Here is a 22,919-nt window from a genome sequence, read left to right as displayed (position 1 = left end):
TTCGCGAGGGCTTGTTATGTTTTCCAAAGGTATGACCCGAAAAAAGCTGGTTAGCTCCGTGCTCCACGCTCTGGGTATGACCGCACTTGTGTTCATGGGTAAAGCCGCCTATGCCGGCATCCACAAGAACCCAAACGATCACCGTGAACTGCAGAGTTTTAAGCTAACGAACGACCTCTCGGTACTGCTGATCTCCGATCCCAAGGCAGATAAGGCGGCGGCCGCAATGAATATTGCAGTGGGTTCTAATGCCGATCCGGAAGGTCGTGAAGGTCTTGCTCACTTTCTTGAACATATGTTGTTTCTAGGTACGCAAAAGTATCCGGAGGCAGGCGGATACAAAACATTCATTCAATCTCACGGCGGGAAACTCAACGCCTATACCGCGCACGAAAACACCAACTACTACTTTGATGTGGCGTCCGACAGTCTGGAGCCCGCTCTGGATCGTTTCGCTCAGTTCTTTATTGCCCCCCTACTCGATGAAAAGTATGTAGAGCGGGAACGTTATGCCGTGCACTCCGAATTCAAGTCCAAGGTGCGCGATGACAACCGTCGTTCCAGCGCTGCCACCAAGGCGGTAATGAACCCATTACACCAATACAGCAACTTTAGTGTGGGCACACTCAAAACGCTGAAAGGCGATGTGCGGGAGGACCTCGTCGAGTTCTACAACGAATACTACTCCTCCAACCTGATGACACTGGTTGTTGAGTGTAAAGAGTCGATCCCCGAGCTCAAGAAAATGGTGATGGAGAAGTTCAGCTCTATCCCGAATCGGCATACCGAACCGGTCAAAGTGCAAGCACCATTGTTCGAAGCCGACACCCTGCCCGCTCATCTGCATATCAAGACCATCAAAGACAACAACGCACTTACCCTGACGTTCCCCGTAAACAGTGTGCGTGATGCCTGGAAAGAGAAACCCCTAGCCTATATCTCTGATCTGGTAGGTTATGAGGGACATGGCAGCTTACTGGCACATCTGAAAGATCAAGGTTATGCCACCGGATTGAGCACCTCTCTCGGTATCGATCTGAAAGACCAAGCCGCATTCAAGGTAACAGTAACCCTGACTGACACAGGGCTTAAGCATCAAAGTGAAGTGATTGAGTCATTCTTTGCGTACCTCGATACGATTCGAGATGAGGGGATACAGAAGTCACTGTACGAAGAACAGAAACGCCTGCGCGAGGTTGCATTCAAGTTCCAGCCCGCCACCAGTCCGATCAAAGAGGTCAGCCATCTGGCTGCGATGATGCAGCGCTATCCGGTGGAACACGTGTTCGATGCCCCGTATGTCATGGCACACTTCGACAAAAAGAAAATTGAGTCATACCTAGATCAGCTAACCCCGGACAACATGCTGATCACGACACAGTCTCCGAAAATAAAATCCAACCGGCTCGACCCCTGGTACAACACCGGTTACCGCGTTGACGCATTAACCGATAAGGAACTTGAGCGCTGGCGCAACCCAAGATCAATTGCCGAGCTGGATATACGCAGCCAGAATCCATTCATCGCCAAAAATCTGGATATTAAACCGATTCCGAACGACTACGACCTGACTGCACCGGAAGTGGTCTTCGAACGTAACGGCATGACCCTCTGGCATCTGCAGGACAAGGAATTTAAAACCCCTAAAGCGGATACCTACTTTTCCGTGGCCACTCCGCACGCCAATCAGAGTGTGGAACAGGCGATCATGACAACGCTCTATACCCAGTTGGTAACTGATCGCTTGAACGAAACCCTTTACGATGCGGAACTTGCCGGGCTGTCCAGCCGAATCTACAGCCATATCCGTGGTTTCAGCGTCCGCGTTTCCGGTTTCAGCGACAAACAGCCTTTGCTGTTGGGCATTATCAGTCGCTCCCTGAAAGAGACGAAGTTTGATGAGCAGCGCTTTGCAATGCTAAAGGACCAGTACCGCAACCAGCTGCTTAACAGCAACAAGGACCGCCCGTATAACCAGACCATGCGTGAAGTCTTCCGTTTGCTGATGCCCCAGTGGAGCGTGGAGGAGAAAGTTGCCGCTTTGGATAACATTACTCTGGAACAGGTCGAGCACTTCATCCCTAGTCTGTTTGCCGAGAGCAACATCCGCATGATGACCCACGGTAACGTCACCACCGATGAAGCAATCGAGATGGCACACATAGTTGAAAGCGAATTCGTGCCACTGCAGCAGGCGACACCTGAAGTAGCGGCACCGGTAGTACGCCTGGGGGATGGCAAACCGCTGGTACAAACCCTCGACATCCGCCACAACGATTCCGCGATCAGCATCTACTACCAGGGCAAAGACACCAAGGTCAAAACCCATGCCAAGCTCAAGCTGCTGAGTGAATTGATGGCTTCCCCGTTCTACAACGAACTACGTACCGAAAAACAGCTTGGATACATCGTGTTCCAGACCCCGGTCGTTATGGCGAAAACCCCGGGTGTTGCCTTTGTTGTGCAAAGCCCAGTGGCCGAACCTCAACTGCTGGAAAATCACATTGAGCAGTTCATCGGAGATCTGCGCGGCCAGATCGACAGTATGTCTGAGGAACAATTGGAACAGCTGAAACGCAGCGTAATCAGTAAGGTGATGAAAAAGGACAAAAACCTCACGGCCCGCTCCAACCGCTTCTGGAAAGATATCGATGAAGAAGCACTGGATTTTGACAGCCATACCGAACTGGCTAACGCCGTAGCATCACTCACGCTGGAAGACCTGAAAGATTGCTACGAAGGACTGGCCACACGACAGCTTGTCGTACGTAGCTTTGGCCAGAAACACAAAGAACAGAACGGAAACAGCGCGGAAGTGCACAAGCGCTGCGATAAGGAGATTCGTAAACTGAAACAACGTCAGGACTTTGTAGAAGCCTGAGCAACCCTCAAACAACGAAAACCCTCGAAAAGCCTTCAGCCACAAAAAAGGGTGTCATCAAGACACCCTTTTCTTTTGGCTAACGCTGCGCTGATCAGATCTCAGTCACGCCGCCCATGTATGGCTGCAGCGCTTCAGGGATCGCGATCTTGCCGTCAGCAGTCTGGTAGTTCTCCATCACCGCCAGCAGAGTACGACCTACCGCCAGACCTGAACCGTTCAGCGTGTGCAGCAGTTCAGGCTTGCCGGTTTCCGGGTTACGCCAGCGTGCCTGCATGCGGCGCGCCTGGAAGTCAGTCATGTTGGATACAGAAGAGATCTCACGGTACTTCTGCTGACCTGGCAGCCATACTTCCAGATCGTAGGTTTTAGCAGCGCTGAAGCCCAGATCGCCACCACACAGCGCAACCACACGGTAAGGCAGGTTCAGCTTCTGCAGGATCGCTTCCGCGTGACCGGTCATCTCTTCCAGCGCGTCCCAGGACTTTGACGGCTCAACCATCTGCACCATCTCTACCTTCTCGAACTGGTGCTGACGGATCATGCCACGTGTGTCGCGCCCCGCAGAACCGGCTTCTGAACGGAAGCATGGCGTGTGGCTGGTAAACTTCATCGGCAGCTGCGCCGCATCCACGATCTCGTCACGAACAATGTTGGTTACCGGTACTTCTGCAGTCGGGATCAGGTAGTAGTGGCGGTCACCAAATGGCAGCTTAAACAGATCTTCTTCAAACTTCGGCAGCTGACCGGTACCACGCAGAGAATCGCTGTTTACCATGTACGGCACGTACACTTCGTCGTAACCGTGTTCCATGGTCTGGGTGTCCAGCATCATCTGGGTCAGTGCACGGTGCAGACGCGCCAGTTTGCCCTTCAGCAAAGAGAAGCGGGAGCCGGTAATCTTGGCAGCTGTTTCAAAGTCCAGCAGGCCGCCCTGCTCACCCAGAGCAACGTGATCCTGCGGCTCAAAATCGAACTGACGCGGTGTGCCCCAGGTACGCACTTCAACGTTGTCGTCTTCGTCTTCACCTTCCGGTACGGAGCTATCCGGGATATTTGGTACACCCGACAGCAAATCTTCCAGATTAGCCTGACATTCGTTCAGTCCAGCTTTCGCCGCATCCAGCTTGCTACCCAGGTCAGCAACTTCAGCCAGCAGCGGTTGAATATCTTCGCCAGCGGCTTTGGCTTTACCGATACTTTTCGATCGGGTGTTACGTTCACTCTGCAGGTTCTCGGTCTGAACCTGAAGTTCCTTACGCTGATTTTCCAGCGCAACAAACTGTTCTACCGGGAACTCATATCCCTTTTTCTTCAGCAGCTCTGCTACTTCTTCCGGGTTGGAACGTACAATTTTTGGGTCAAGCATGGGACTCAATGCACCTTAGTTTTAAAACAAGCGTGTAAACCACAAACCGCCAGCCAGGGCGGTGATACATAAAATGACGCTTAATAATATATAAATCGCCGCCCACATAACATGCCCTTCGCTAAGCATGGCGACGGTTTCGAGCGAAAACGTGGAAAAAGTTGTGAAAGCACCCATAAAACCCACCATCAACAGGGGGCGCAACTCCGGGCTCCAGTGCTCTTTTTCCAGAATCAGCACAAACAGGACACCCATCAGGAAGGAACCAATCACGTTACACGCCAGCGTGCCAAATTGGATTTTATGCTCGACGTTATTGAGCATCAGACTCAATCCATAACGGGCTAGTGCACCGAACGCACCACCAACGGCTACAGCGATTAGGCTTTGCATAGCATCAATCCTTACACACTATTTTTTGTAACGCTGCTGGGGACTCTCCGCATCCAGCCCACGAAGGTATTTAAGCTTTTCAGCGATCTTGATCTCTAATCCACGCTCTTCCGGTACATACCAGCGCTGGTCAGCCAGTTCCGGAGGCAGGTAGTTTTCACCGGCAGCGTAGGCACCCGGTTCGTTATGCGCATAGCGGTACTCGGCGCCATACCCCAGATCTTTCATCAGCGAGGTGGGCGCGTTGCGCAGGTGCTCGGGGACATCATACCCCGGTTGCGATGCCACATCCGCCCGACACTGGTTGTAAGCCATATAGAGTGCATTACTTTTAGGAGCACAGGCGCAGTAGACTGCAGCCTGGGCAATCGCCCGCTCGCCCTCCGCAGGTCCTACGCGCTCAAACGCATCCCAGGCAGACAATACCACCTGCATCGCCCGAGGGTCGGCATTACCGATATCTTCAGAGGCGATTGCCACCAGGCGCCGGGCAATGTAAAGCGGATCACAACCTCCATCCAGCATGCGGCAACACCAGTACAGCGCTCCGTCCGGAGACGAGCCTCGTACTGATTTGTGGAAGGCGGAGATCATGTCGTAATAGAGATCGCCCTGCTTATCGTAGCGGCGGCCGGTGGAGCGTAAAACCTCCTCCATTACGGCATCATCCACAACTTCGCCCAGCTCGGTGGATTGCGCGAGGTCTGAAGCGATCTCCAACAGATTGAGTGCCCGACGGGCATCGCCATCGGCGGCAACAGCGAGCTTGTCCAATAGGCCTTCAGCGATTACCAGATCACGACCGCCAAGACCACGCTCTTTATCCGCCAGCGCCCGATCGATTACACCACGAATATCCTCTACCTCAAGGCTACGCAGGAGGTAAACGCGGGCACGGGATAACAGTGCATTATTGAGTTCGAAAGAGGGATTTTCCGTAGTGGCGCCCACAAAGATAATCGTGCCGTCTTCGATGTAAGGCAGAAACGCATCTTGCTGGGATTTGTTAAAACGGTGCACCTCGTCCACAAACAGGATGGTCTTGCGACCAGACTGCATCTGCACCTGCTTGGCCTGCTCCACCGCGGCACGGATATCCTTCACACCAGACAGCACCGCCGACAAGGTCATGAAGTGCGCATCAACGTGATGAGCAATCAGTTTCGCCAGGGTCGTTTTACCCACCCCAGGCGGCCCCCAGAACAGCATCGAGTGCGCGGCGCCCTGCTCCAACGCAGTACGCAGCGGTTTACCCTTCGCCAAGAGGTGAGATTGCCCCGCGTAGTCTTCGAGGCTCACCGGACGCATGCGTGCGGCCAGTGGCTCGTAAACCTGTTGCGGGGCGCCGAACAGATCGTCCATCAGATTTCACTATCCAGGATCAGGTCGGCACCTTCGGGCAGCACAAACTGGAACTGATCCGCCGCAAATTCCGGATTGATCTGCTGATTCTGGAACACGATGGTGGTGCGCTGCCCCAGCGTATCTTCCAGCATCAGCTCTGAGATCTTTTCACCGGCAAAAAACAGACGGATACGCTTGAAGGTGTTCTGTTCGGTCAGCGGCAACAGCTCAAACAACTGGTCACCCAGATCGGACGCTTCACCACCGGCAATGTTGAACTGCTGTTCCAGCTCTTTAATCTGACCGTTCAGAATCAGCGCAGGAGCACTGGTTGTTCCATTCTGAGCGGGTTTACGTGTCACCTGCTCCAGGTCTGGGTCATGCACCCAGATGTAGGTACCGTCACCTACGATAACTTGCGGGTAAGGTTCGTTGCTGGTCCAGCGGAACTTGTTGGGTTTAGCCACCTGCAGGCTTCCGGTGGATTCCTGCACACGGCTCCCCTGATCTGCGGAGGCGATCTGTGAAAACTCCGCACTGAAGGTGTTGTAACCATCCAGCAAGGCTTTTAACTGCTCGCTGGCGGTTTCTGCCTGTGCGAACGTTGCAATACCCACCGTAGAAACGATAAGCGTCGCGGTAATACATGCTTTTTTAAAAAAGGTAATCATCATTAATCCCTAACCGGTGGTGGCGCCAATACTTCACGCTGCCCATTGCTGCCCGCGGTACTCACCACGCCAGCCGCTTCCATCGCCTCGATCATACGCGCCGATCGGTTGTAACCAATCTTCAGCTTACGCTGTACGCTGGAGATCGAAGCCTTACGGGTTTCAGTCACAAACGCCACCGCTTCATCATAAAGTGGATCCTGCTCATCATCGAACAATCCACCTGAACCGGTTATGACTGAATCACCGCTGTCGGCGTTCAGAATTTCATCAACAAAGTTTGGTGGCCCCACTTTCTTCCAGGCTTCCACCACACGATGAACCTCGTCATCGGACACAAACGCACCGTGAACACGGTTTGGAATACTGGTACCGGCTGGCAGGTAGAGCATGTCACCCCAGCCCAATAGGTGCTCGGCACCTGCCTGATCCAGAATGGTACGGGAATCGATCTTGGACGATACCTGGAACGCAATACGGGTCGGGATGTTGGCTTTGATCAAGCCGGTAATCACATCCACCGATGGTCGTTGAGTTGCCAGAATCAGGTGAATACCCGCTGCACGTGCTTTCTGTGCGATACGGGCGATCAGTTCTTCAACCTTCTTACCGACAATCATCATCATGTCGGCGAACTCATCAACCACCACCACGATGTACGGCAACGGTTTCAGCTCCGGCGCAGGGGAGTCGGCAGGCATACCGTACTCTTCCGGGTTCCAGAGTGGATCTTTCAGCGGGTTGCCCTCTTTACGGGCTTTTTCGATCTTGTCGTTAAAGCCTGCAATGTTACGCACGCCCATCTTCGCCATCAGGCGGTAGCGCTCCTCCATCTCACCCACACACCAGCGCAAGCCTGCGGCTGCATCTTTCATGTCGGTGATAACCGGCGTCAGCAGGTGTGGGATGCCGTCATAGATGGACAGCTCCAGCATCTTCGGATCGACCATCATCAGACGCACTTCGTCGGGTGTCGCTTTGAACAGCAAACTCAGCAGCATGGCGTTCACGCCCACCGATTTACCGGAACCGGTTGTACCGGCCACCAACAGGTGGGGCATCTTCGCCAGGTTAGCCACGACCGGGTTACCGGCAATGTCGTTACCCAGGCCCAGTGTCAGTTTCGACGACGCTTCCAGATACGGCTTGGAGTTCAGCACCTCACTGAGGCTCACCGTCTGGCGCTCTTCATTCGGGATCTCAATACCCATCACCGACTTACCGGCAATCACCTCTACAACACGTACACTGCTCACCGCCATGGAGCGTGCCAGGTCTTTCGCGAGGTTGGTAATCTTGCTCGCCTTCACACCGGGCGCAGGCTGAATCTCAAAACGGGTAATCACCGGGCCTGGATTCACTTCAACCACTTCCGCGACCACGTTGAAGTCTTTCAACTTCGCTTCCAGCAACCGCGACATGTGCTCGAGCTGTTCCGGTGAGTAGCCTGCACTTTGATTCAGTGCAGGCGGATCCAGCTGATCCAACGATGGGATACGCATTTTCGGTCGTGCAGGTCGGCTGCTGCCCTGTGCCTCAGGCTCCAGCCCCAGATCTTTGTCCTGCATCGGTTTATGGGTCTCAGACAGCGGTACAATACGTAGGTTTTTCTGACCATCCGGCGAGTTTTTGTTCATCAGGCCAGCGGAAGGATCAGACACCGGTGCTTCAACCATCTCGGCTTCAGGTGCCGCATCCTGAACAGGTGCGTGCTTCTGAACAGGTTGAACATACTCCGGCTGGCTGTTTGGTGACGGTTCAAACGGCACATCATCTTCAACAACGGCAACCGCTTCACGTTCCGGCTTACGAATCTGAGCTTCCTGAGGTTTCGACACGTCTTTACGTACGGGAGCTCTATCCGTTGTGCCAAAACTTGGCTCAATGCGCTCAGGTTCCTGACGATCAACTGCGGCTGAACGGCGGGCGCTCAGCAACGGATCATCTTTTGTAACGGCACTAGACGAGGTTACCGGACGTGAATCAGAAGGCTTGAGTACAGGAACTTCTGCTTCTGCCCGAACATCGTCGGCGTACTCCTCATCGTGCTCATCATATTCTTCGTATTCTTCATAGTCGGCATTTTCGCCTCGGCGAGCAGCCAGGGCACTGGAACGCTCCCGTGCTTTCTCTACGCCGTTCACGACCCCTTGGCCTATAAACTCCAGCACACGCCCCCAGGACGCTTCGACAAATAACGTGCAGCCAAAGAGAAACAGGGTAAACAACAGGACTGAACTGCCCACAATACTGAACAGATCAACAAATTGATCGGACAGCGCCTCACCCAATAAACCGCCGGCAGAGAAAGGCAGTTGCATCCCCTGGTTATCCAGATGGGTCGAAGCGATCGCTGCGGCACAGGCAAGCAACAGAAGCGCACCCACCGAACGCAAAATAAAATAGGGAACAGCGTCCATCAGACCGACGTTTTTACGCATCAACAAGCGAACGGCCGGTACACAGATCACTACAGGAATCAGATATGCGGCAATACCCACCGCTGACAAAGAAAGATCTGCCAACCACGCCCCCACTTTGCCCGTATAGTTACGGACTTCAGGCTGATAGCCCAGATGGGACCATCCAGGATCACGCGGGTCATACCCCAACAGTGCCAGGAACAAAAACAGACAGATACCGATGATGACGATCAGTGCCGATTCCTTGAAAACACGCGCTAGCAACGACGGAAATTCAAGCAGCTGATCCTTGTCGGTCAAATTCAACAGAAACACTCCACTTTCAAGCTCTTACAACTACCGGGCCTTTTAACACTCACTTGGTTGTCACTGTTGTGACTAAAAAAGCGCCCATCGAGGCGCGAGGAGCGTGACTTGGTCATTCCAATTGAGAGACGAGCAACAATGAGGGGCGTTTTTTTAGCCTCAACCCGAAGGGCTGGGGCCATTTTTGCCTCCCACTGCGTTGAAATTCGCTTATTTAGAATAACTAAACCTCACTCATTTCGCCTGGCTGGAGACAAAAATGGCCTCCAGCAGTAACAAAAAAGTGAGTATTAACAGGCCCTAAGACCATAACATAAAGTAGCACGGTTACGGGAATGCGATAGGGCAGGACAGGCGCACCCTTCTCACACGACCAAGGCAGTTTTTGGCTCTACCGGTCATTAATCAAGCAACACTGGTTAAATTATTTACATATTCCTTAAAAGGCTATTAACTCAAAAGAAATTGATCTGAAATAAATTTGCTGTCCAGCCTTGAAAATTTACTTTTCGCCCCTATCCTTTCGCGATAACCCAACCTCTCAGATTTTTGGATGACCATGAGCGAAGTACAACATCACCGTTTGATTATTCTGGGCTCCGGTCCAGCCGGTTACACTGCCGCTGTATACGCAGCACGTGCCAACCTTAACCCTGTCGTTATCACCGGCATGCAGGCTGGTGGTCAGCTGACCACAACTACTGACGTAGACAACTGGCCGGGTGATGTTGACGGTGTTCAGGGCCCTGAACTGATGCAGCGCATGCAGGCTCACGCCGAGCGTTTCAACACTCAGGTACTGTTCGATCACATCAACGAAACTGACCTGAAAAACCGTCCATTCCGCCTGAAAGGCGACATGGGCGAGTACACCTGTGACGCACTGATTATCTGCACCGGCGCTTCCGCCCAGTACCTGGGTCTGGAATCTGAAGAAGCGTTCAAAGGTAAAGGTGTATCCGCGTGTGCAACCTGTGACGGTTTCTTCTACCGCGGTCAGAAAGTAGCGGTAATCGGCGGCGGTAACACCGCAGTTGAAGAAGCGCTGTACCTGTCCAACATCGCTGCGGAAGTAACCCTGATCCACCGCCGCGATACCCTGCGTTGCGAGAAGATCCTGCAGGACAAACTGTTTGAACGCGCAGAGAACGGCAACATCAACATCATCTGGAACCACCAGCTGGACGAAGTCCTGGGTGACGAGATGGGTGTTACCGGCATGCGCATCAAAGAGTCTAACGGCGATGCAACTCAGGAACTGGAACTGTCCGGCATCTTCGTTGCGATCGGTCACAAACCAAACACCGACATCTTCGAAGGTCAGCTAGACATGAAAGACGGCTACCTGAAGATCCACAGCGGCACTGAAGGCAATGCAACCCAGACTTCCGTTGAGGGTGTATTCGCCGCTGGCGACGTGGCTGACCACATCTACCGTCAGGCGATCACATCTGCCGGCTTTGGCTGCATGGCAGCACTGGATGCAGAGCGCTTCCTGGACAGCCTGGAGAAGTAAGGAACGGCGGGCGCCCAGCGCCCGCTTTTCTGGCGAAATATGATCGCTTGGTTAGACATCGAATCAAATAGCTTCCCTGCTATTCATACCGCACTAAAGGAGCCCAACGGCCTGCTTGCAGCCGGAGGCGACCTGAGTCCCGCACGACTGAAAGAAGCGTACCGACAGGGCATATTCCCGTGGTACAACCAGGGCGAACCCATTCTATGGTGGAGCCCGGACCCCCGCTGCGTTGTATTCCCCGGACAACTCCATGTTTCCCGCAGCTTGCGCAAACGCATGCGCAAAAGAGACTACGAAGTCAGCTTTGACACAGATTTCGAAGCGGTCGTTGACGCTTGCGCCGAGCCGCGGTCCAATGGCGACGGCACCTGGATCACCCGTGCCATGAAAGGCGCCTACTGCGAACTGTTCCGCCAGGGCATCGCCCACTCTGTCGAGCTACGCATCGATGGAAAGCTGGTCGGCGGCCTCTACGGCCTCGCCATGGGTAAAATGTTTTTTGGCGAATCGATGTTCAGCCGTGAAACCGACGCATCAAAGATTGCGTTTACACTCATGGTCGAACAACTGCAAATCTGGGGCTATGCTTTAATCGACTGTCAGGTAAGCAACAACCACCTGAAAAGTCTCGGCGCAAAAGAGATTCCCAGGGCGGAGTTTAAGCGTTACCTGAACAAATATCTGGATCTTACCCCCGGCCACGATTGGGTGTTTAATCCGGAAGAACTTAGCTTCGGGGAGGCTCCTATTAGATGACAAACCTGAAGACCTTGCACTTTTACGCAACGCCAGAACACGATTGCAGCTATCTGAAGGACCGACAGGCCAAAACCCTGTTTGTTGACCCACACGCGGTCATCACCAAGGACACCTACAGTCAGCTATCCGATCTGGGCTTCAGGCGCAGCGGCGGCCACATCTACCGGCCACACTGCAAGGACTGCCAGGCATGCATCTCAGTCCGCATCCCCGCAGACGTATTCGCCCCAAGCAAAAGCCAGAAGCGCGTCATGGCAAAAAACCGTGACCTGTCCTTCCGCGCCGTAACACCACAGTTCACTCAGGAATACTACGATCTGTATGCCCGGTATATCACACTGCGACACAAAGACGGTGATATGTACCCTCCGAGCATCGATCAATTCACCTCATTTCTGGTGGACGGTGCTCAAGACACAATCTTTTTTGAGTTTCGCGACACGAATAACAGACTTCTGGCGATCGCTGTCTGCGACGAACTGGATCAAGGCCTCTCGCCTATCTACACTTTTTACGAACCCGATGAAGAAAAACGGAGCCTGGGTACCTATTGCATCCTTTGGCAGATCGCTGAAACCAAGCGCCGCCACCTGCAATACGTTTATCTGGGTTACTGGGTACGTGAGTGCCGGAAAATGAACTACAAGATCATGTTCCGACCAATTGAACTGTTACTTGATGGTCACTGGGTTTCCATCACATAACTGCAACAAAAATCCCCTTCCCGTTTTCTATAATCTCTTTGATATGCCTGAAGATTTCAGGCACAATACGGCGCTTTAAAAAAACGGGTTTGGTTCTGCAAAGCCTCAAGAGGTAGCTACTGAATGGCTAAAGAAGATAGCATTGAAATGGAAGGCACCGTGGTCGATACGCTTCCGAACACGATGTTTCGTGTGGAGCTGGAAAACGGTCACGTTGTTACAGCGCACATCTCCGGTAAGATGCGTAAAAACTACATCCGCATCCTGACCGGTGACAAGGTTAAGGTCGAGTTGACCCCTTACGACCTGAGCAAAGGACGTATCGTTTACCGCGCACGTTAATCCTTCGCCCGACCGAGTTCATGGGGGCAGCCATCAGGCTGCCTCCATAACCTCCAGATTCAACTCTCCGTCTTCCCCGACGGTAATCGCAACATCACCGCCCTCCTCAGCAAGCTCGCCAAACAGAATCATCTCTGCCAGCGGCTTCTTCAGTTTTTCCTGGATCAGACGTTTCATTGGACGTGCGCCCATCTGCTGGTCATAACCATGTTCAGCAAACCAACCTCGAGCCGCATCATCCATATGAAGGACAACCTGCTTATCATCCAGCTGAACCTGCAGCTCGGTGAGGAACTTATCAACCACACCTTTGATGATATCTGCATCCAGCGCTTTAAACTGAATAATGCCATCCAGACGGTTGCGGAATTCCGGTGTAAACAGTTTGCGAATCGCTTCCATACCGTCGTGGGTATGATCCTGCTTAGAGAAACCGATGGAGTTGCGTGCCATCTGCTCCGCACCTGCGTTGGTGGTCATCACCAGAATCACGTTACGGAAATCGGCTTTTCGCCCGTTGTTATCGGTCAACGTACCGTTATCCATCACCTGCAGTAGCAGGTTGAAGACTTCAGGATGCGCCTTCTCAATCTCATCGAGCAGCAGCACACAGTGTGGCGACTTGGTAATCGCTTCAGTCAGCAGACCACCCTGGTCGTAGCCCACGTAGCCAGGAGGCGCACCAATCAGACGTGATACGGTGTGGCGCTCCATGTACTCGGACATGTCGAAACGCACCAGTTCGATACCCATCAGGCGTGCCAACTGGGTAGTTACCTCGGTCTTACCGACACCGGTTGGACCAGAGAAGAGGAAGCTACCAACAGGCTTGTTAGGCTCCTTCAGACCCGCACGAGACAGCTTGATAGCCGCGGCCAGCGTATCAATCGCCTCATCCTGCCCCAGCACAACCATTTTCAGGTTCTTATCCAGCTTCGCGAGCAGATCCTTATCAGATGCAGAGACACTCTTCGGTGGAATACGGGCAATCTTAGCGACAACCGTTTCCACGTCCTCAACACCAATAACTTTCTTGCGCAGCTCCTGCGGCAACAAGCGCTGATAGGCGCCCGCTTCATCAATCACGTCGATCGCTTTATCCGGCATATGCTTATCGTTGATATAACGATCAGCAAGCTCGGACGCAGCGCGCAACGCTTCATCCTCGTATTCGATCTCGTGATGCTCTTCGAAGCGCCCTTTCAGACCTTTCAGGATCTGATAAGTATCTTCTACAGTCGGTTCCAGAATATCGACTTTCTGGAAACGACGAGCCAGCGCACGGTCTTTTTCGAAGATACCGCGGAATTCCTGGAAGGTTGTAGACCCGATACAACGGATCGCACCGGAACTCAGTAACGGTTTCAACAGGTTCGATGCATCCATAGAACCACCCGACGCCGCACCGGCACCGATGATGGTATGAATTTCATCGATAAACAGAATGGCGTGTTCCTGGCGACGAATTTCGCTTAATAGCGCCTTCAGACGTTTCTCAAAATCACCACGGTATTTGGTCCCCGCAAGCAGTGCACCCAGATCCAGAGAGTACACAACAGATTCGGAAATGATTTCCGGCACCTGCTGCTCAACAATCCGTTTGGCAAGACCTTCAGCAATGGCCGTTTTACCAACACCTGCTTCACCCACCAGCAACGGGTTATTCTTGCGGCGGCGAGACAAGATCTGGATAACACGCTCAACCTCGGAGTCACGACCCACCAACGGATCAATGCGACCCTGGGATGCTTCCACGTTCAGGTTAACCGCGTATTTGGCCAGCGGGCTCTTCTCAGCATCTTCCTTTGCCTCACCCTCTACACTGGCTTCACTTGCGTCATGCTGATGATCAGACACACGAGAGATACCGTGCGAGATGTAGTTCACAGCATCAATGCGCTCCACGCCCTGCTGCTGAAGTACAAATACTGCCTGACTTTCCTGTTCACTAAAAATTGCTACCAGGACGTTTGCGCCTGTCACCTCACTTTTGCCGGATGACTGCACGTGAAACACCGCTCGCTGCAATACACGCTGGAAGCCGAGTGTAGGCTGCGTTTCGATGTTAGGAATATCGTCAGGTAACAGGGGTGTTGTTTCGTCAATAAAATCAGCCAAGGTCTGGCGAAGCTTCTCCACATCAGCTCCACACGCATTCAGCACATCGGTTGCGGCACGATTATCCAGCAACGCCAACAGCAAATGCTCGACCGTCATAAATTCGTGCCGTTTCTCCTTTGCGGCTTTGAAGGCTGCACTGAGCGTATCTTCAAGCTCTCGGTTCAGCATAGCGGCCCCCTATACACTTTCAATTTCACACAGCAAGGGATGTTTATTATCTCTTGCATATTGATTCACCATCGCAGCTTTAGTTTCGGCTACATCACGAGTATAGACGCCACAGACACCTTTTCCTTGTGTATGTACGGCCAACATCACCTGAGTGGCTTTTTCTTCGTTCATGTTAAAGAACGCCATCAACACCTCTACAACAAAATCCATCGGCGTGTAATCGTCGTTCATCAGCACGACACGGTACATCGAAGGCCTCTTTAACGCGGGTTTAGCCTCCTCTGTGACTACCCCATGATCCGGGTAGTCTTCGCCGTCTGAAGGTTCATTCGACAGGCGAATAGTATTCAGTAAGTTTGTGTTTTCCATGAAAATCTGTCTTTTAGGGTAAATCAATAAACAATTGAACATTAATTGCACGCCTATCCACATGACCGAATTCTGCATGCTATAATTGTTCGCAGCAGGAGTGATGAGTATCTGGTGTCCCTGCGAAGACGTAAAGGAATTTGCGGTCCTCTTAAACTATATTTTAACAGCACCGAGGGCAGCAGTTGAGGTTTGCATACGCATTCTTCATCATCACTGGATCTGGATATTAGGAGTCTTTCTATGCAGACAGGGAAAGTAAAGTGGTTCAACAATGCTAAGGGTTATGGCTTCATCCTCTCTGAAGAGCATAACGAGGATCTCTTTGCGCATTACTCGGCCATCCAAACTGAAGGCTACAAAAGCCTGAAGGCCGGGCAAACCGTGGAATTTGATACAGAGCCTGGCCCCAAAGGCCTGCACGCTGTAAACATCCGCCCGCTCACCACCTGATAGATCAGGTAGTTTCGATTCAAATTACAACAAATGCTTTGAGGCAAAGAATAGATCGTGGCTTGGAAGCGGCCTGGCACCACCCAATACACCAGGTTACAACCAACGGCATACAAATATAGAAAGCGTTAAATTCTGGATTCATCGTCATTAAGCACATCGTCGAACGCTGATTCGACCACAAAAAAACCAGCCGTCCGGCTGGTTTTTTAGTTTCTGACCAGTCACTCGCTGACTGACGACCCACTCCTACATATTGTCGATGATCGCATCACCAAATGCAGAGCATGACAGTAAGGTCGCCCCATCCATCAAACGTTCGAAGTCATAGGTCACGGTTTTTGCCGAGATCGCACCATCCATACCCTTGATGATCAGATCAGCCGCCTCGACCCAACCGATATGACGCAACATCATCTCGGCTGACAGAATCACCGACCCCGGATTCACCTTATCCTGACCGGCGTATTTAGGCGCGGTGCCATGTGTCGCCTCAAAGATTGCCACATCATCCGACAGGTTAGCGCCCGGCGCGATACCAATACCGCCCACCTCTGCAGCCAACGCATCGGAGAGATAATCCCCATTGAGGTTCAAGGTAGCCACAACGTCATACTCAGCAGGGCGCAGCAGGATCTGCTGTAGCATCGCATCTGCAATGACATCTTTAACGACAATGTCACGATTTGTTCTGGGATTCTGGAAACTCATCCAAGGACCGCCATCCAGTAGCTCTGCGCCAAATTCATCGCGCGCCAGCTCGTAGCCCCACTCTTTGAACGCCCCCTCGGTAAACTTCATGATATTACCTTTATGCACCAGAGTGAGGGATTCACGATCGTTGTCTACACAGTACTGCAACGCCTGACGAACCAAGCGCTTAGTCCCTTCTTCAGAGACCGGCTTCACACCGATACCACACATCTGGTCAAAGCGAATCTTGGTGACACCCATCTCCTCTTTGAGGAACTTGATCACCTTCTCCGCTTCCGGCGTCCCCGCCTTCCACTCAACACCGGCATAGATGTCTTCAGAGTTTTCACGGTAGATCACCATGTCCACATCACCAGGATTAACCACCGGACTTGGCACCCCCTCAAACCAACGAACCGGACGCTGACACACATACAGGTCCAGCTCCTGGCGAAGCGCGACGTTCAAGGAGCGAATACCGCCACCAACCGGCGTGGTCAGCGGACCTTTGATACCCACTTTGAACTCTTTGAACGCTGCCAGCGTCTCGTCGGGCAGCCAGGTATCCTGATCGTAGACTTCGGTCGCCTTTTCACCGGCATAGACCTCCATCCATGCAATCTGGCGCTTGCCATCGTACGCCTTATCGACAGCGGCATTCACCACATCGATCATCACCGGCGATACATCAATCCCGATGCCATCACCTTCGATGTAGGGAATGATTGGATTGAAAGGTACATTCAGTGAGAAATCTTCGTTTACCGTGATCTTCTGTCCATCTGGAACCTGAATATTCTGGTAGCCCATAGCCTTCTCCGTATCCTGTGAAATCTGCATTACAGACTCTGTAGCGCAGATCATTTGCGTTCTTAGAATTATCCCTTGCAGCGTGTAATATATAGCACAGCCAACAACACCCCGTTGGCGACAACACTCCCACCTGTTCATAAGATTGATTGATGGCCAACGTTCTTCTTTTCAACAAACCGTTTCGTGTTCTGTCCCAATTTACCGATAACGAAGGCCGCGACACGCTGGCCAGTTATGTAAAGGAAAAAGGCGTCTACGCCGCCGGCCGCCTGGATTACGATTCGGAAGGACTGCTGCTGCTCACCGATGACGGCAATGTGCAACACCACCTGGCCCATCCAAAGTTCAAGATGGAGAAAACCTACTGGGTGCAGGTTGATGGAGAGATCAGCGATGAAGCCATAGAGATGCTGCGCAAGGGCGTGGAACTGAAGGACGGCATGACCCGGCCGGCCAAAGCGCGTGCGATGCCGGAACCCGACATCTGGCCTCGCAACCCTCCAATCCGGGAGCGGAAAAACCAGCCTACCAGCTGGGTGGAGATCAAGATTTCAGAGGGGCGTAATCGTCAGGTACGGCGCATGACCGCCGCAGTTGGCTTCCCGACACTGCGCCTGATTCGCTATGCCATCGGCCAGTGGACACTGGACGGCATCAATCAGGGCGAATTCAAAAAGGCGCAGATCAATCTGCCTGCGCCCAATCGTTCAGGCCGTCCCGGTGATAAAAAACCAGGACGACGACCCCATCAACAGCGCCGCACGAAGCCACGCCGTTAAGTAAGGCAGTGCTTACCAGTCATTGGCCGCATCGATGTCGGTGGACTTCTGCTCCACCCACTGCTCGCCCTCGCCGGTAATCTCCTTTTTCCAGAACGGCGCATCGCGCTTCAGATAATCCATAATGAAACGCGCAGCAAGAAATGCGTTATCACGGTGCGCACTGCCTACGCCAACAAATACGATATTTGCGTTCAGCGGCAGCTCACCCACCCGGTGAACGATGATGATGTTTCCGAGATCCCAGCGCTCACGGGCCTGATCCGCGATTTTTTCCAGCGCTTTCTCAGTCATACCCGGATAGTGCTCCAGATACAGCGCCTTCAGGTGGTCGCCCACCTCCTCCATCTCACGCACGATCCCGGTAAAGGTCACAATGGCACCGCTGGTCGCATCGTCTGCGCGCACCTGCTCTGACAGGCTGCCAATCTCAAAATCTTCGGTCTGTACCTTTATAAACGTACCGGACATCCGTATACCTCTGCTGGATCATTTAACTAACTGCGACGCTAATCAACGCGCATACAAGAAAAATAATACCATTAATGTTATCTTTTGCGCCTTTGTAAGATGTAGAAGGAAGCACTATGTGTTGGACGCCACATGCAACCGTCGCCACAGTAGTTGAGCGTGACGGTCGTTTCCTGATGATTGAAGAGGTATCCAGTGGGCGTGTTGTACTGAATCAGCCTGCCGGTCATCTGGAAGAGAACGAACTGTTTGCTGATGCGGCCCTGCGCGAGACGATGGAAGAGTCAGGCTGGGAAGTGGAACTGAAATATCTGGTGGGAATGTACGCCTATAAATCCCCCAACAGCAACGTCACGTATCATCGACTATGCTTTGCTGCCGAGGCAGTGAGGCACTATCCCGACAACCCACTGGACGAAGGCATCATCCGTGCACTGTGGCTTACTCGGGAAGAACTGGAAGCAGAAAAAGACCGACTGCGCAGCCCAACAGTCCTGCGCTGTATCGACGACTATCTGGCGGGTAAGAACTACCCAATGGATTTTGTATTTGAAAACCTGGATTAAAGACAGAACGATCCCTCAATGACAGACACCGCAAACACCAAAGTAATCGTCGGCATGTCCGGCGGCGTTGATTCCTCCGTATCCGCTCTGCTGCTAATGCAACAGGGTTATCAGGTCGAAGGCCTGTTTATGAAAAACTGGGATGAAGACGACGGTACCGAATACTGCACAGCCAAAGACGACCTGGCCGATGCGCAAGCGGTGTGTGATAAGTTGGGCATCCATCTGCACAAGGCCAACTTTGCGGCCGAGTACTGGGATAACGTATTCGAACACTTCCTCGAAGAGTACAAAGCAGGCCGCACTCCTAACCCGGACATCCTGTGTAACCGCGAGATCAAGTTCAAGGCATTCCTGGAATACGCTAAGGAACTGGGCGCAGACCTGATCGCCACCGGTCACTACACCCGTCGTGGCGAAGCAGACGGTAAAGCAGCCCTGCTGAAAGGCCTGGACCCGAACAAGGACCAGAGCTACTTCCTGCACCAGGTCGGCACCGAAGAATTGGCTCAGACCCTGTTCCCGGTGGGTGAACTGGAAAAACCGGAAGTACGTCGTCTGGCGGAAGAGCACGACCTGATCACCCACAACAAAAAAGACAGTACCGGCATCTGCTTTATTGGTGAACGTCGCTTTAAAGACTTCCTGCAGCAGTACCTGCCGGCACAACCCGGCAAGATCGAGACCCCTGAAGGTGAAGTGATCGGTGATCATTCTGGCCTGATGTACTACACCATCGGGCAACGTCAGGGCCTGCACATTGGCGGACTGAAAAACCACCCGGAAGCCCCTTGGTTTGTGGCAGAAAAAGACCTGAAACGCAACGTTCTGATCGCGGTACAGGGCAAACAGAACGACCTGCTGTTCACCGATTGGCTGACCGCATCCGAAATCTTCTGGATCAGCGGCGAGGAACCGAAGCTGCCGTTTACTGGAAAAGCCAAAATCCGTTACCGTCAGGATGATCAGGCTTGCACCGTAACCCTTAATGAAAACGGCGAGTATTTCGTGGCTTTCGACGAGCCACAACGCGCCATTACCCCAGGACAGTCCGTTGTCTTCTACGATGGTGATATTTGCCTGGGTGGCGGAGTTATAGAAAATACAGGAAAAAATAATAAAACGGAGGAACAGGCCTGATGTCGCGTCAGCACGACGAACAAGCCATCGCCCTGGCCGGTCTATTCCAGGCCGCAGCGCTCGTGGAACAGATCGCTACTCGTGGTATGGTTCCGCAAAACAGCCTGGAAACATCGCTGTACAGCACCTTTGTGATGAATCCGCACAACACTGAAGAAATTTATGGCGGCGTACATGACCTGCCCTACAACCTTCAGCTGGGTTTGCGCAATATGCAGGATCTGGTGGAGAAAAAGCGCTCCGAACATAACAAGGACATCGTGCGCTACGCACTGAGCATGATGTATCTGGAGCGCAAACTGAGCAGCAACAAAGAGATGATGCAATCTGTAGGCACCCGCCTGGATCAAATTCGTGAACAGGCGCGTTACTTTGCACCGGAAAACGCAGACCCGATGGATAACCCTTCCACCTTCTGTCACCCGAGTGTGATTGCCAATCTGGCCAGTCTGTATCAGGAAACGATCAGTACATTCAGCTTCCGCATCCAGGTGGGTGGTGATCCGCGTCACCTGCAAAACGCCGAAAACGCGGCCAAGATCCGCAGCCTGCTGCTGGCGGGTATTCGTGCAGCCATGCTCTGGCGTCAGGTAGGCGGTAAGCGCTGGCACCTGTTCTTCTTCAAGTCGCGCATGCGCCCTTCCCTGAAAAAAATCCATCCAAACCCGTAACATCACTAACCGTTAGGGCGGTTTTTTCGCTATAATGCCGCCCTTGATTTTCACCAGTGAACGAAGAGATCGATTAACATGGAGCTTTCCGCCCTCACAGCCGTATCCCCGGTTGACGGTCGCTACGGCAGCAAAACAGCTGACCTTCGCGCAGTATTCAGTGAATTTGGCCTGATCAAAGCACGCGTAACTGTTGAAGTACGCTGGCTGCAGAAATTGGCTGCTCACCCGCAGATCACCGAAGTTCCTGCCCTGAGCGACGAAGCGAACGCCCTGCTGAACAACCTGGTCGACAACTTTGGTCTGACCGAAGCAGAACGTGTCAAAGAGATCGAACGCACTACCAACCACGACGTAAAAGCGGTTGAGTACCTGATCAAAGAGCGCATTGCAGACAACGCTGAACTGGCTGCAGTGAGCGAATTCGTTCACTTCGCGTGTACTTCTGAAGACATCAACAACCTGTCTCACGCACTGATGCTGAAAGAAGGCCTGGACGTTGTCCTGCCACTGATGCAGCAGGTTACCGACGAGATCGCTGCGCTGGGTCGCGAGCACGCATCCGAGCCGATGCTGTCCCGTACCCACGGTCAGACTGCTTCCCCTACCACTGTTGGTAAAGAGATGGCGAACGTTGCATACCGTATGCAGCGCCAGATCAAACAGCTTAAGAACAATGAAATTCTGGGCAAGATTAACGGTGCGGTTGGTAACTACAACGCTCACCTGTCTGCATACCCGGATGTTGACTGGGCTGCGAACGCACAGGAATTTGTTGAGAGCCTGGGCCTGACTTTCAACCCATACACTACTCAGATCGAGCCACACGATTACATCGCAGAGCTGTTCGATGCGGTATGTCGCTTCAACACCATCCTGATCGACTTCGACCGTGACATCTGGGGTTACATCTCTCAGGCATACTTCAAGCAGAAAACCATCGCTGGCGAAGTGGGCTCCTCCACTATGCCGCACAAGGTTAACCCAATCGACTTCGAAAACTCCGAAGGCAACCTGGGTATCGCTAACGCGGTTATGCAGCACCTGGCAGCTAAACTGCCAATCTCCCGCTGGCAGCGCGACCTGACCGACTCTACTGTTCTGCGTAACATGGGTGTTGGTTTCGGCTACAGCCTGATTGCATACCAATCCACCCTGAAGGGCATCAGCAAGCTGGAGATCAACCCGGCTGTTCTGGACGCGGATCTTGAAAACGCCTGGGAAGTTCTGGCTGAACCGATCCAGACCGTTATGCGTCGCTACGGCATCGAAGAGCCGTACGAGAAGCTGAAGGCACTGACCCGTGGTCAGGAGATGAACAAAGCAACTATCCAAGCGTTCATCGACACACTGGAAATGCCGCAGGAAGCGAAAGACGAGCTGAAAGCCCTGACACCTCAGAGCTACATCGGCAACGCAATCGATCAGGCGAAAGCGATCTAAGCGCTTTTAACGCCAAACAAAAACGGGGCCTAGTGCCCCGTTTTTTCTGACTGACTCTCAGAGCAAGCAACTGCAAAGGACTCAACAATGGAAAAACTGATCGCTGCGGACGGACTTCCGATCCGCTATATCAGCCTTGGGCATGGTCGCCCGCTTATCTTTCTGCACGGCTGGACCGCAAACGCCCGCGAGTGGCTGCCGTTTGCATCCGAGCTAGCGGATGAGTTCCAGGTATTCTGCTGGGATGCCCGTGGCCACGGTGACCATGAGTATCCGGCAGACTGCGATACCCACATCCAGACCATGGCACAAGACCTGCAGTTGCTGATCGAGAAATATGATCTGAATGATGTAGTTCTGGTTGGCCACTCCATGGGGGCACTGACGACCTGGGAATACGTTCGACAGTTCGGCACTGAACGTCTGGGCGGCGTCTGTATTGTCGACCAGTCCCCTAAGCTGGTGACCGACGAAAGCTGGCAGCATGGCATCTACAGTGACTTTCCAAGCGACACGAA

The 22,919-nt window shown here is 52.8% G+C and carries 21 protein-coding genes; 12 read left to right on the top strand and 9 right to left on the bottom strand.

The window, feature by feature from the left end:
• Positions 1-16 precede the first annotated feature (16 nt).
• Positions 17-2,881 (top strand): insulinase family protein, encoded by a 2,865-nt coding sequence (locus ACEQ15_RS04465; protein WP_370277857.1) that lies wholly within the window; start codon positions 17-19, stop codon positions 2,879-2,881.
• A 94-nt stretch (positions 2,882-2,975) separates the two neighbouring features.
• On the opposite strand, the gene serS is transcribed toward ACEQ15_RS04465, so the two are convergent.
• Genes serS through ACEQ15_RS04440 form a run of 5 tightly spaced genes read right to left on the bottom strand, consistent with a single transcriptional unit; the run spans position 2,976 to position 9,387 of the window.
• Positions 2,976-4,250, bottom strand: a complete 1,275-nt coding sequence (gene serS / locus ACEQ15_RS04460) for a serine--tRNA ligase (RefSeq protein ID WP_370277854.1) — start codon at positions 4,248-4,250, stop codon at positions 2,976-2,978.
• Between the two features lie 21 nt (positions 4,251-4,271).
• Positions 4,272-4,643, bottom strand: coding sequence for a fluoride efflux transporter CrcB (crcB, locus tag ACEQ15_RS04455; protein ID WP_370277853.1), 372 nt, complete (start codon positions 4,641-4,643; stop codon positions 4,272-4,274).
• Between the two features lie 18 nt (positions 4,644-4,661).
• On the bottom strand, positions 4,662-6,005 hold the full coding sequence (locus ACEQ15_RS04450; RefSeq protein ID WP_370277852.1) for a replication-associated recombination protein A: 1,344 nt from the start codon (positions 6,003-6,005) through the stop codon (positions 4,662-4,664).
• Positions 6,005-6,661 (bottom strand): outer membrane lipoprotein chaperone LolA, encoded by a 657-nt coding sequence (gene lolA / locus ACEQ15_RS04445; RefSeq protein ID WP_370298376.1) that lies wholly within the window; start codon positions 6,659-6,661, stop codon positions 6,005-6,007. The genes ACEQ15_RS04450 and lolA overlap by 1 nt, the downstream gene beginning before the upstream one ends.
• Positions 6,661-9,387, bottom strand: a complete 2,727-nt coding sequence (locus ACEQ15_RS04440) for a DNA translocase FtsK (protein ID WP_370277850.1) — start codon at positions 9,385-9,387, stop codon at positions 6,661-6,663. The genes lolA and ACEQ15_RS04440 overlap by 1 nt, the downstream gene beginning before the upstream one ends.
• Before the next feature lie 559 nt (positions 9,388-9,946).
• Between ACEQ15_RS04440 and trxB the strand changes: the two genes are divergently transcribed.
• From trxB to infA, 4 genes are all read left to right on the top strand, one after another.
• Positions 9,947-10,903 (top strand): thioredoxin-disulfide reductase, encoded by a 957-nt coding sequence (gene trxB, locus ACEQ15_RS04435; RefSeq protein ID WP_370277849.1) that lies wholly within the window; start codon positions 9,947-9,949, stop codon positions 10,901-10,903.
• Positions 10,904-10,942: 39 nt separating this feature from the next.
• On the top strand, positions 10,943-11,662 hold the full coding sequence (aat, locus tag ACEQ15_RS04430; protein WP_370277848.1) for a leucyl/phenylalanyl-tRNA--protein transferase: 720 nt from the start codon (positions 10,943-10,945) through the stop codon (positions 11,660-11,662).
• On the top strand, positions 11,659-12,369 hold the full coding sequence (locus ACEQ15_RS04425; protein WP_370277847.1) for an arginyltransferase: 711 nt from the start codon (positions 11,659-11,661) through the stop codon (positions 12,367-12,369). Before aat ends, ACEQ15_RS04425 begins: the two co-directional genes overlap by 4 nt.
• A 123-nt stretch (positions 12,370-12,492) precedes the next feature.
• Positions 12,493-12,711 carry a translation initiation factor IF-1 gene (gene infA / locus ACEQ15_RS04420; RefSeq protein ID WP_027853708.1) on the top strand — a complete coding sequence of 73 codons (219 nt, stop codon included), beginning with the start codon at positions 12,493-12,495 and terminating at the stop codon, positions 12,709-12,711.
• Positions 12,712-12,744: 33 nt separating this feature from the next.
• Here the strand turns inward: infA and clpA are convergent, their stop codons facing one another.
• The gene (gene clpA, locus ACEQ15_RS04415) at positions 12,745-15,000 is read right to left on the bottom strand and encodes an ATP-dependent Clp protease ATP-binding subunit ClpA (protein WP_370277846.1); all 2,256 of its coding nucleotides are present in this window, start codon (positions 14,998-15,000) and stop codon (positions 12,745-12,747) included.
• A 9-nt stretch (positions 15,001-15,009) separates the two neighbouring features.
• Positions 15,010-15,372, bottom strand: coding sequence for an ATP-dependent Clp protease adapter ClpS (gene clpS, locus ACEQ15_RS04410; protein WP_370277845.1), 363 nt, complete (start codon positions 15,370-15,372; stop codon positions 15,010-15,012).
• Between the two features lie 243 nt (positions 15,373-15,615).
• Here clpS and ACEQ15_RS04405 point away from each other — a divergent pair, with 243 nt between their 5' ends.
• On the top strand, positions 15,616-15,825 hold the full coding sequence (locus tag ACEQ15_RS04405; protein ID WP_282353107.1) for a cold-shock protein: 210 nt from the start codon (positions 15,616-15,618) through the stop codon (positions 15,823-15,825).
• Between the two features lie 249 nt (positions 15,826-16,074).
• Here the strand turns inward: ACEQ15_RS04405 and icd are convergent, their stop codons facing one another.
• Entirely contained in the window at positions 16,075-17,328 is a 1,254-nt protein-coding gene (gene icd, locus ACEQ15_RS04400) for an NADP-dependent isocitrate dehydrogenase (protein ID WP_370277844.1), read from the bottom strand.
• A gap of 152 nt (positions 17,329-17,480) precedes the next feature.
• Here icd and ACEQ15_RS04395 point away from each other — a divergent pair, with 152 nt between their 5' ends.
• Positions 17,481-18,110, top strand: a complete 630-nt coding sequence (locus ACEQ15_RS04395) for a pseudouridine synthase (protein WP_370277843.1) — start codon at positions 17,481-17,483, stop codon at positions 18,108-18,110.
• Between the two features lie 12 nt (positions 18,111-18,122).
• On the opposite strand, the gene moaE is transcribed toward ACEQ15_RS04395, so the two are convergent.
• Positions 18,123-18,581: a molybdopterin synthase catalytic subunit MoaE gene (gene moaE / locus ACEQ15_RS04390; protein ID WP_370277842.1), complete on the bottom strand. Its 459-nt coding sequence runs from the start codon at positions 18,579-18,581 to the stop codon at positions 18,123-18,125.
• Positions 18,582-18,697: 116 nt separating this feature from the next.
• Here moaE and ACEQ15_RS04385 point away from each other — a divergent pair, with 116 nt between their 5' ends.
• The 5 genes from ACEQ15_RS04385 to ACEQ15_RS04365 form a co-directional block, all read left to right on the top strand.
• Complete coding sequence (locus ACEQ15_RS04385; RefSeq protein ID WP_370277841.1) at positions 18,698-19,147, top strand: NUDIX hydrolase; 450 nt, start codon at positions 18,698-18,700, stop codon at positions 19,145-19,147.
• An 18-nt stretch (positions 19,148-19,165) separates the two neighbouring features.
• Positions 19,166-20,287: a tRNA 2-thiouridine(34) synthase MnmA gene (mnmA, locus tag ACEQ15_RS04380; RefSeq protein WP_370277840.1), complete on the top strand. Its 1,122-nt coding sequence runs from the start codon at positions 19,166-19,168 to the stop codon at positions 20,285-20,287.
• Positions 20,287-20,958, top strand: a complete 672-nt coding sequence (gene hflD / locus ACEQ15_RS04375) for a high frequency lysogenization protein HflD (RefSeq protein WP_370277839.1) — start codon at positions 20,287-20,289, stop codon at positions 20,956-20,958. Before mnmA ends, hflD begins: the two co-directional genes overlap by 1 nt.
• A 78-nt stretch (positions 20,959-21,036) precedes the next feature.
• Positions 21,037-22,401, top strand: coding sequence for an adenylosuccinate lyase (gene purB, locus ACEQ15_RS04370; RefSeq protein WP_370277838.1), 1,365 nt, complete (start codon positions 21,037-21,039; stop codon positions 22,399-22,401).
• 87 nt (positions 22,402-22,488) lie between these two features.
• On the top strand, positions 22,489-22,919 hold a 431-nt coding region (locus tag ACEQ15_RS04365), incomplete at its 3' end, for an alpha/beta fold hydrolase (RefSeq protein WP_370277837.1).

The sequence above is a fragment of the Pontibacterium sp. genome (genome assembly GCF_964228735.1).
Classification (GTDB): domain Bacteria; phylum Pseudomonadota; class Gammaproteobacteria; order Pseudomonadales; family Balneatricaceae; genus Pontibacterium.
This window is presented reverse-complemented; position numbering and strand designations above follow the sequence as displayed.

Excerpts from the sequence above, each read along its gene's own strand:
- crcB (WP_370277853.1), bottom strand. The coding sequence starts at position 4,643 with ATGCAAAGCCTAATCGCTGTAGCCGTTGGTGGTGCGTTCGGTGCACTA.
- ACEQ15_RS04385 (WP_370277841.1), top strand. The coding sequence starts at position 18,698 with ATGTGTTGGACGCCACATGCAACCGTCGCCACAGTAGTTGAGCGTGAC.
- lolA (WP_370298376.1), bottom strand. The coding sequence starts at position 6,661 with ATGATGATTACCTTTTTTAAAAAAGCATGTATTACCGCGACGCTTATC.
- clpA (WP_370277846.1), bottom strand. The coding sequence starts at position 15,000 with ATGCTGAACCGAGAGCTTGAAGATACGCTCAGTGCAGCCTTCAAAGCC.
- icd (WP_370277844.1), bottom strand. The coding sequence starts at position 17,328 with ATGGGCTACCAGAATATTCAGGTTCCAGATGGACAGAAGATCACGGTA.
- purB (WP_370277838.1), top strand. The coding sequence starts at position 21,037 with ATGGAGCTTTCCGCCCTCACAGCCGTATCCCCGGTTGACGGTCGCTAC.
- aat (WP_370277848.1), top strand. The coding sequence starts at position 10,943 with ATGATCGCTTGGTTAGACATCGAATCAAATAGCTTCCCTGCTATTCAT.
- ACEQ15_RS04425 (WP_370277847.1), top strand. The coding sequence starts at position 11,659 with ATGACAAACCTGAAGACCTTGCACTTTTACGCAACGCCAGAACACGAT.
- serS (WP_370277854.1), bottom strand. The coding sequence starts at position 4,250 with ATGCTTGACCCAAAAATTGTACGTTCCAACCCGGAAGAAGTAGCAGAG.
- ACEQ15_RS04405 (WP_282353107.1), top strand. The coding sequence starts at position 15,616 with ATGCAGACAGGGAAAGTAAAGTGGTTCAACAATGCTAAGGGTTATGGC.
- trxB (WP_370277849.1), top strand. The coding sequence starts at position 9,947 with ATGAGCGAAGTACAACATCACCGTTTGATTATTCTGGGCTCCGGTCCA.
- ACEQ15_RS04395 (WP_370277843.1), top strand. The coding sequence starts at position 17,481 with ATGGCCAACGTTCTTCTTTTCAACAAACCGTTTCGTGTTCTGTCCCAA.
- hflD (WP_370277839.1), top strand. The coding sequence starts at position 20,287 with ATGTCGCGTCAGCACGACGAACAAGCCATCGCCCTGGCCGGTCTATTC.
- ACEQ15_RS04465 (WP_370277857.1), top strand. The coding sequence starts at position 17 with ATGTTTTCCAAAGGTATGACCCGAAAAAAGCTGGTTAGCTCCGTGCTC.
- clpS (WP_370277845.1), bottom strand. The coding sequence starts at position 15,372 with ATGGAAAACACAAACTTACTGAATACTATTCGCCTGTCGAATGAACCT.
- infA (WP_027853708.1), top strand. The coding sequence starts at position 12,493 with ATGGCTAAAGAAGATAGCATTGAAATGGAAGGCACCGTGGTCGATACG.
- mnmA (WP_370277840.1), top strand. The coding sequence starts at position 19,166 with ATGACAGACACCGCAAACACCAAAGTAATCGTCGGCATGTCCGGCGGC.
- ACEQ15_RS04450 (WP_370277852.1), bottom strand. The coding sequence starts at position 6,005 with ATGGACGATCTGTTCGGCGCCCCGCAACAGGTTTACGAGCCACTGGCC.
- moaE (WP_370277842.1), bottom strand. The coding sequence starts at position 18,581 with ATGTCCGGTACGTTTATAAAGGTACAGACCGAAGATTTTGAGATTGGC.